Raw genomic sequence first — 8,871 nt, 5'->3', positions numbered from 1 at the left:
GAGCGAACTCAAAAATTGCTGGATCAGGACAATCCCCCCAGTGCCATCTTTGCCTGTAACGATGAAATTGCCGCGGGTACTCTGTTTGCGGCACGTCTCCAAGGTGTTGAAGTGCCCAGCCAGCTATTCATTGTCGGCTTCGAAGACAGCCCTTTCTCCCGCCAGACCTGGCCCAAACTCACCACGGCTCGCCAGCCAAACAGTGACATTGCCGCCAGCGCCACGGCTCTGCTGATCCAGTCTACCCGCACGACACGAAGCGGTGAAAACCCGGATCAGAACATCGAAAGCGCGTTTCTCCCCCAACTGGTGGTGCGCGACTCTACAGCCAAACCCGGTTAAATCCTTCCAGGACAGCGGCTATTCTTATCCTCAGAACCGGATAATTCCGCCACACTCAAAGCCACAAAAGACAACGTTGTCCCAAAAACAATAGTCTGTTACAGTGGTGATCAATGCTTGGTCATAAATACTCAAACAACATTCCGAGAGCAAAAATCGATGCTAAAAGCCCTGACTGGTGCCCGTATCTTTGATGGCTATCAATGCCTCGACAACTATGCTGTTGTCCTCAATGGCGAGTGCATAGAACACCTGCTGCCCTGCGATCAACTGCCTGATGATATCGACTGCATTGAACTGGATGGCGGCGTACTGGCGCCAGGCTTCATTGATCTGCAAGTCAACGGTGGTGGTGGCGTACTGTTCAATAACGCACCCGACACCGAAACCATTGAGACAATGCTAAAAGGCCACCGGGCAACGGGCACGACCAGTATGCTGCCGACATTGATCAGCGATACTCCTGAGCAGTTACAGGCCGGTGTAAAGGCGGTGCAACAAGCCATTGCCCATTCAATGAAAGGGATTCTCGGCGTCCACATCGAAGGCCCGTTCTTTAATCCCGACAGACGCGGCACGCACAAAGCGGAATACATCCACGCCCCAAAGGCCCGGGACTTAAACTGGATTATCGACGCCAGCAAAAACAATCCCGAAATGACGATTGTCCTCACTCTGGCTCCTGAAACCACTCAGGCAGGACAAATAGCACAACTCAATAACGCTGGCATTTTAGTCTGTGCCGGTCACACCGATGCCGATACCGAAACCATCCAGAAAGCCCTTTCGGAAGGTCTGACAGGCTTTACCCACCTATACAACGCCATGCGTCCGCTGACCGGGCGCGATCCCGGTGTGGTAGGCGCAGCACTGGCGGACCGCGAAAGCTGGTGCGGAATCATTGCCGATGGACACCATGTGCATCCGCTCTCCATAGCCGTCGCCCTCGCAGCCAAACCGGCCGGCAAACTCTTTTTGGTGACCGACGCCATGGCCACCGTCGGCAGCGAGAAAAAAAGTTTCGACATCTACGGCGAAACCATCACCGAACAGGGCGGGCGCCTCATCAATGCCGAAGGACGCCTGGCAGGCAGTGCTATTGGCATGATTGACGGTGTAAGAATCTGTGTCGAGAAGGTCGGTATCTCACTGGAAGAAGCCTTGAGAATGGCTTCGCTTTATCCCGCGCAAATGATTCGTCACTCCGACACCCTAGGGCGTATTCGCAGTGGCTATCGTGCTGATCTGGTTCATTTCACTGACGCATTCAAGGTCACCCAAACCTGGTTAGCCGGGCAATCACAAACACATATTTAACCGCAGACACAATTACTTCGCTGGGCGAATTCAGGATCTCATCATGCAAGTTGTTATTTTAGACTCACCGGAAGCCGTAGCAGAATACGGAGCACAGATTTTCATCCGTCAGCTGAAAAAGCAGCCACATTCTGTGCTCGGATTGGCCACGGGCTCGACACCGGTTGCGCTTTACCAAAAGTTGATCGATGCCAATCAGAAAAACGAAATTTCATTCCGTGATGTCACCACCTACAACCTGGATGAGTACCTTGGACTGGAAGGTGATCACCCTCAAAGTTATCGCCACTTCATGAATCAACAACTGTTCGATCACATCGACATCGATAAAACCCGTACTTATGTGCCGCCTGGTAGCGCCAGCAATCCCATACAGGCCTGTGACGAGTACGAGCAAATGATCGCTGCCAGTGGCGGCATCAATATCCAATTGCTTGGCATTGGTCGCAATGGGCACATAGGGTTTAACGAACCCTCCTCCGGCCTGCTGTCTCGCACCCGTGTGAAAACTCTCACTCAGGAAACCATTGACGATAACGCCCGTTTTTTCAGCGAAGACGAATACCAGCCTCACCTGTCAATCACCATGGGCATAGGCACTATTCTGGACAGCCAACAGGTCGTCCTGCTGGCGACGGGCAGCAGTAAGGCCGATGCGATCTATCGTGCAGTTGAAGGCCCGATGTCCGCCTCATGCCCGGCCTCAGCTTTGCAGATGCATCAAAACGCGGTCATTGTTATTGACGAAGCCGCCGCGGCCAATCTGGAGCACAGGGAGTTTTACAAACACATTGAACGCGAAAACCAAAAACTGCTGGCACAGCTGGGTAACTGACCACTTAACAGGTTCTGACTCGTTGTCAGCACCACGCCCTTACCCGCAATGAACAACCAGTGATTTGAACCGCTCTGCCATTGAGAAGATCATCATGTCGATTCGTACTGTAAGCACGTTATTCCGTAAAACCACCCTGGTCATATTCATCAGCGCCGGTATTACTGGCTGCCTTCCTGAGCCATCGATTCAACAGCCTCAGTCATTGAATCAGCAGCAACTGGCAGCCATGGCGGATACACTGCAGGTGCAATATCAAGTGATCGACAATACCACCGAAAAAAAATGCGACCCGCAACGAGCTGATGGTTTCTGTTTTCGAGGAGAGCTCCAACTGAGCACCGACGAAGGTATCTTCTCAAAAGACTGGGCCATGTACTTTTCAGACATGACCCCTATTCAGTCTATTGAAAGTACTGAATTTACTGTGACTCACGTGAATGGTGATTTGCACAGGCTGGAACCCGGACCGGATTTTAAAGGCATATCACCGGGACAAGCGATCTCGGTTCCGTTTTACGGCAGCTATTGGCATTTATCCAAAACCGATATCATGCCCAACTATTATCTCGTCAGCGGCGAGCTGAAACCCGAAATTGTTGCAAGCACGATACCACAACAGGATCCCGATACCGGACTGGAGATACTTCCCCATGCCGGCAAATTCGTCAATCACGAAAAGCATCTGAAACGCACCCCTCAGGATCAAACAGAACTGGCAACCAGCCATCATCTGTTTGACAGTATCACCACACACACCCTGCCCAGACAACAACTTTCCCGCGTGATCATTCCAACACCGGCCAAGGTTACCTTCACCGATGAGCAGCTGTCACTGGCAGACGGCATTAAACTGACCGGCGACATTCCGGATGACGCCAGCCTTGCGCCACCTCTTGCCGAACTTCAACGCTACGGAGTAAAACAACAAGACGCAGGTATCACAGTCTCGTTCACACAAGTCAGCGAAGCACATGACTCCCCGGAGTGGTATCGGCTGGACATCAACAATCAGGGTATTGAAATCCAGATGAACCACACCACGGGGGCTGTCTACGCGTTACGATCACTGGCCAGCTTATTGTTTTCTGACAGCACACACGTGCCACAACTGAGTATTGAAGACAGCCCACGCTACCCGTTTCGCGGAATGCATCTGGACGTGGCACGCAATTTTCGGGACAAAGACTACGTCGTCCATCTGCTGGAGCAAATGGCTCGTTACAAACTGAATCGTTTACACCTGCATCTGGGTGATGATGAAGGCTGGCGACTGGCCATTAATGGTCTGCCAGAACTGACTGACATCGGCAGTCGCCGCTGCCACGATCCCGCCGAAACCCGGTGCCTGATACCACAACTGGGCAGTGGTCCCAATCCTGACAATCAAGCCAACGGTTATTACACTCGGGAAGACTTTATAGAAATACTGCAGGCAGCACGGGCAAGGCACATTGAAGTCATTCCTTCTTTCGATATGCCCGGCCATTCCCGTGCCGCCGTAGTATCCATGGAAGCCCGCTACCAACGACTGATGTCTGAAGAAAAAGCGTCTGAAGCCGCTGAATACCGGTTAATTGATCCTGAAGATACAACACAATACGAATCGGTTCAGTTTTATCACGACAACACCATTAATGTTTGTCTGGATTCCAGCTATCGGTTTATCGATAAAGTACTCAACGATGTTCAAGCGGTCTATCAAGAGGCTGGAGTTTCATTAACTCGTTACCATATCGGGGCGGATGAAACTGCAGGTGCATGGATAGAGTCTCCTGCGTGTCAGGCCTTGCTGAACGATCCTTCTCTCAATCTGAAAACGTCCCATGACCTGACCGGTTACTTTATCGAAAGAGTTTCCAACATGGTCGCTGACAAGGGCATTGTGCCCGCTGGCTGGAACGACGGCATGTCAGCGACACGGGCTGAGAACATGCCCTCAACCGTACAATCCAACGCTTGGACACCTCTGTTTTGGGATGGCCATAACAGCGCCCACGAACAAGCCAATCGTCAGTGGCAAGTGGTGATTTCCACACCCGATGTCACCTACTTTGATTTTCCTTACACTGCTGACCCGATGGAAAGGGGTTATTACTGGGGCAGCCGTGCCACCAGTGTCGAACAGGTTTTTGATTTTATGCCAGACAACCTTCCCGCTCATGCCGAACTGTGGCCAGACCGGCTGGGCAACCCAATGGTTCTGGATGATACCGACAGCCATTTAAGCAAAGGGGCAGAATTTTATGGACTACAAGGGCACCTGTGGACCGAAGTGACCCGCACCGATCAACAGGCAGATTACATGATCTTCCCACGACTGACCGCGCTTGCCGAGCGTGCCTGGCATAAAGCAGAGTGGGAACTGAATTACAACTACAGTGGACAAACCTATTCGCCGGACAGCAACCATTTTAGCGCTGAAGCCAAAGAACTACGGGATCAGCAATGGAACCTGTTTGCCAATACACTCGCACAAAAGGAATTACCCAAACTCGATCTGTATCGAGTGGCCTATCGCATCCCAACAGTGGGAGCAAAGATCATCGACGGCAAACTGCAACTGAAATCTCCATTGCCAGGGTTACCACTTCAATATCAGGACACGTTTAAAAACTGGCACTCCTATCACGCCCCGATCAGTGCAACCGGAACCCCTTTAATAAGAGCTCAATCGGCGGATAACAAGCGTAATGGTCGTGCACTGTCCACAGGGAGCGATTTCAAACAACAGTAACGCTTCGAGAAAATAAGAACGGTATCCACTTGGGAAGGAGCAAGGATGTTTAGACAGAAAGTCACAACAAAAGCCAAGTGCCTGCTGGCGCTTATGATTCTTTCGCCCAGCTATCTGGACGCAGCCAGTACCACTGGACCATCGATAAGCGACTATGGTTCACTGCCGGCTCTACAACTAATGACGCTGTCCCCCAGTGGTAAACATATCGCATTCAGGAATACCAAGGGCGACTCGGATGTAGTCGTTATCTATTCCCGGGAGAAGAAAAAAATGGAGGCTGCGTACGACATTTCTGCCGTATTGCCTTACAAACTCTCTTTTCTTGATGAGCAGCGACTTGTTCTGATCGGTTCACACTATAAGAAATTACCAGGCTATCGCAGAGCATTCAGCTTACAAACCGCATTCCTGTTGGACAAGCACAACAGCAAGCCTCTACAACTTCTCACGCCCGGCGATGTTATCTATAAGGGTCAAACCGGATCCGGGCGCATTATCGGTATCAACATAGAGAAAGATGAAATCTACATGCCGGCGTATGTAGGCAAATCAAATTCTGATCCGACGCCCAAATACTCATTGCTCAGAGTGGATCTATCGAGCCCCAAAGGCCCTAAAATCCATGAAAAAGGAAGCGATCACACAAAAGATTATTTTATCAATACGGATGGGGAAGTCATTGTCGAAATTATCTATAACAGACTTAAAGGTCAGCACTCTGTTATCGTCCACCATGAAGAAACCGAAAAAGTTATTTTTGAAGAACAGACCCCTCTACCCAGCTATCAGTTTGTTGCTCTCACTCCTACACTGAAATCAATTATTGCCATCCGCAAAGATCCCCAAACAGGACATGACTCTTACTATGAAATGTCACTGCAAGATGGCAAGGTGCAAAAAACAGCATATGGTAAAGCCCATGCCGATATTGAAAGTATCATCACGGACTTCAATCGTGTGGCTCAGGGTATCAAATACACTGGGTTTAACCCCAGCTATCACATGTTTGATCCAGAACTTCAAACACAGATCGATCAGATTGTGGAACAGTTTCCTCAGCAATCTGTACATTTGGAAGACTTCAATCAAAATCTGGGACAAGTCTTGATCTATGTAGAAGGACCAAGCTATTCCGGTGATTATTTTCTGTTTTCAAAATCCAGGAATCCCGTGCACCTGGGATCCACACGCCCCAACATTGCTGAAAATGCCATTCATCCTGTAACCCCGATCCAGTATCAGTCTCGGGACGGCCTTAACATTCCGGCCCTGCTTACAGTTCCCAGAGACAAGATTCAAACCTTAAAAAACTTGCCTGCCATCATACTTCCCCACGGTGGTCCTGAAGCTTACGATCCGATTCAGTTTGACTGGATCGCACAGGCTTTCGCCAATCAGGGTTATCTGGTTCTCCAGCCACAATACCGTGGCTCCAGCGGTTTTGGGGCAGGTTTTGCCAAAGCAGGATATGGAGAATGGGGGAAAAAGATACAGGATGACATTACCGATGGTGTCCAATTTTTATCCAGACAAAGCATTATTGACCCACAAAGAGTCTGTATCGTTGGCGCAAGCTACGGCGGATATGCCGCTCTGGCAGGTGGCGCCCTCACTCCCGAGCTATATCAGTGTATTGTGTCCATAAATGGCATTGGCAATTTAGTGAAGCTATTGGATACAGAAGAATTCAAGCACGGAAAAGACTCTATCAATCACAACTATTGGCAAAACATCATTACCAACAACAATCTGACCGAGGAACAACTTGAAAGTATATCCCCCGTAAATCTCTCAGAGAAGTTTCAGGCTCCTGTTCTTCTGATTCATGGGGAAAACGATGAAGTTGTTAGATCCCGTCAATCAGAAGAAATGTATAAAAGCCTAAAACGAGCCCAAAAAGAAGTCACATTCATTGAATTGGATAACGAAAATCATAACTTAATGAGCGAAGCAGGTAGACAAAGAGCCTTGCAGCAAACCATTGAATTTATCAACTCCCATATTGGCGAGAACTAAACCCTTCTCTTCTCAAGAAAAACCTGACAATACCCGACAAGAAACCAGGTAAAAAAAAAGGGTAAATGTATATTTACCCTAAGACCTTACAGACAGGAGAACAAAAAAAGATCTAATTTCCCATAGCCATAAGCCAACTGGCTTGATGAGTTTCGAATTTTTTAGCCGTCCGATGACACAGGCGTCTTGCTCTTTCAGCCGACAGAGTGTATTCCGGGACACTCTCTTCAAAATCGGGATAGCAGCCCATTCCGGAAAAAATCGAATACCAGGATGGGCGCATATAAATTTGATAAGACTTTTCTACAGCCAGTGCTGCATCAAAATCCTCACCTTGCTTCCAGGCCTCGATCAAATGCGTGAGACTGGCAGAGGTTTTGGCAATTTCTCGATTATCCTTCCAATACTGCGAATCCTCACGTGAATTCAAGCGATAATGCAGTGAGACATAATCCCTGGTCCCATCAAACGCCTTATTGACACTATCATTAAAGCCTTGTCGTTGGGCATCAGTGAATTCACCCTTCTCAAAATTGGCAATAAATTGCTCAATGGTAAATTGGATAAGACCGATAGCCGTCGCTTCCAAAGGCTCTATAAACCCCTGCGACAAACCTGCAGCGACACAATTACCCTTCCAGTGCTGAGAGACCCGGCCAACACGCATTTTCAAATGCCGCGCCTCAATGCCTTCAGCTTCGGCACCAAGTTTATTCCTCAGTTCCGACTCGGCCTCGTCTTCAGACAAGTACTGTGAAGAATACACATACCCGTTGCCGTATCGCGTAGTCAGAGGAATACGCCACATCCAACCGGCACTGGCAGCTTTGGAGACAGTTTCAGAGGGTATAGGTTTACTCGTATCCAAAGGTGTAGGCATGGCTACTGCCCGATCATTAAACAAAACATCTGAATAAGAAATAAACGGCTCATCCAGTGTCTTACCCATCAACAAGGAAGCAAAACCTGTGCAATCAAAAAACAAATCTGCCGCTAGCTCTCCGTGATTCTGAGTGACCAGATGAGAGATATTACCAGCTTCCGCTGTGATGACTTCCAACACGTTATCAATAACATGATGCACATTACGTTCGCGGGCATAATTCTTTAAAAAAGTCGCAAGACGACCCGCATCAAAGTGATAAGCATAGTCATGTTCATAAGCAAATGCCTGACGAGGTATCGGTGATTTCTTCTGTCGGGCCAGCTCTGCAGCCACGAAATAGTCATCCGGGTGGGCTGACACACGTTGCCCACGCCGACGTAAATTACAATTCCGGAAGAAATCTGCAGCGGGTTCCAAATCCATACGGGAGAAAAACGGATGAAAATAGCTTTCAAACCCAGGCTTGGTGGACCATTCTGGAAAGCTGATGCCGCACTTGTAGGTGGCACTACATGCCGGCATCCAATCTTTTTCAGCAAGGCCCAAGCGCTTGAAAAACTCTCTCATATAAGGCGTGGAGCCCTCGCCCACACCTATGGTATCAATATCAGCTGATTCGATAAGCGTGACCCTCGTTGGCTGCTCACCCTCACCCCAGGCATGATTTAACAAGCAGGCGGCCATCCAACCCGCAGTGCCACCACCAACAACAACTATATGTTCCGGTTTGCTCAT

General features: G+C 49.2%; 6 protein-coding genes. 5 read left to right on the top strand and 1 reads right to left on the bottom strand.

All coding sequences use genetic code 11. The features are described from left to right. The 5 genes from KOI40_RS13095 to KOI40_RS13075 form a co-directional block, all read left to right on the top strand. Positions 1–342 (top strand): substrate-binding domain-containing protein (locus KOI40_RS13095; RefSeq protein ID WP_216097973.1); only part of this gene is annotated, 342 nt, incomplete at its 5' end. Positions 343–501: 159 nt separating this feature from the next. Beyond that, a complete protein-coding gene (nagA, locus tag KOI40_RS13090) occupies positions 502–1,659 on the top strand; it encodes an N-acetylglucosamine-6-phosphate deacetylase (RefSeq protein WP_216097972.1) in 1,158 nt (385 codons plus the stop codon). A 43-nt stretch (positions 1,660–1,702) separates the two neighbouring features. Continuing rightward, positions 1,703–2,494, top strand: coding sequence for a glucosamine-6-phosphate deaminase (gene nagB, locus KOI40_RS13085; protein WP_216097971.1), 792 nt, complete (start codon positions 1,703–1,705; stop codon positions 2,492–2,494). 94 nt (positions 2,495–2,588) lie between these two features. Further along, positions 2,589–5,231 carry a beta-N-acetylhexosaminidase gene (locus KOI40_RS13080; protein ID WP_216097970.1) on the top strand — a complete coding sequence of 881 codons (2,643 nt, stop codon included), beginning with the start codon at positions 2,589–2,591 and terminating at the stop codon, positions 5,229–5,231. Between the two features lie 45 nt (positions 5,232–5,276). Further along, the gene (locus KOI40_RS13075) at positions 5,277–7,250 is read left to right on the top strand and encodes an alpha/beta hydrolase family protein (protein ID WP_216097969.1); all 1,974 of its coding nucleotides are present in this window, start codon (positions 5,277–5,279) and stop codon (positions 7,248–7,250) included. 112 nt (positions 7,251–7,362) lie between these two features. Here KOI40_RS13075 and KOI40_RS13070 read toward each other — a convergent pair whose 3' ends face one another. Then, entirely contained in the window at positions 7,363–8,871 is a 1,509-nt protein-coding gene (locus tag KOI40_RS13070) for a tryptophan halogenase family protein (protein ID WP_216097968.1), read from the bottom strand.

This window comes from Pseudomaricurvus albidus, assembly GCF_018863235.1.
In the GTDB taxonomy this organism is placed as follows: domain Bacteria; phylum Pseudomonadota; class Gammaproteobacteria; order Pseudomonadales; family Cellvibrionaceae; genus Pseudomaricurvus; species Pseudomaricurvus albidus.
Note: the sequence above shows the minus strand (reverse complement) of the source record. Positions and strands in the feature narration are given on the sequence as shown.

Excerpts from the sequence above, each read along its gene's own strand:
- nagA (WP_216097972.1), top strand. The coding sequence starts at position 502 with ATGCTAAAAGCCCTGACTGGTGCCCGTATCTTTGATGGCTATCAATGC.
- nagB (WP_216097971.1), top strand. The coding sequence starts at position 1,703 with ATGCAAGTTGTTATTTTAGACTCACCGGAAGCCGTAGCAGAATACGGA.
- KOI40_RS13080 (WP_216097970.1), top strand. The coding sequence starts at position 2,589 with ATGTCGATTCGTACTGTAAGCACGTTATTCCGTAAAACCACCCTGGTC.
- KOI40_RS13075 (WP_216097969.1), top strand. The coding sequence starts at position 5,277 with ATGTTTAGACAGAAAGTCACAACAAAAGCCAAGTGCCTGCTGGCGCTT.
- KOI40_RS13070 (WP_216097968.1), bottom strand. The coding sequence starts at position 8,871 with ATGAGCAAACCGGAACATATAGTTGTTGTTGGTGGTGGCACTGCGGGT.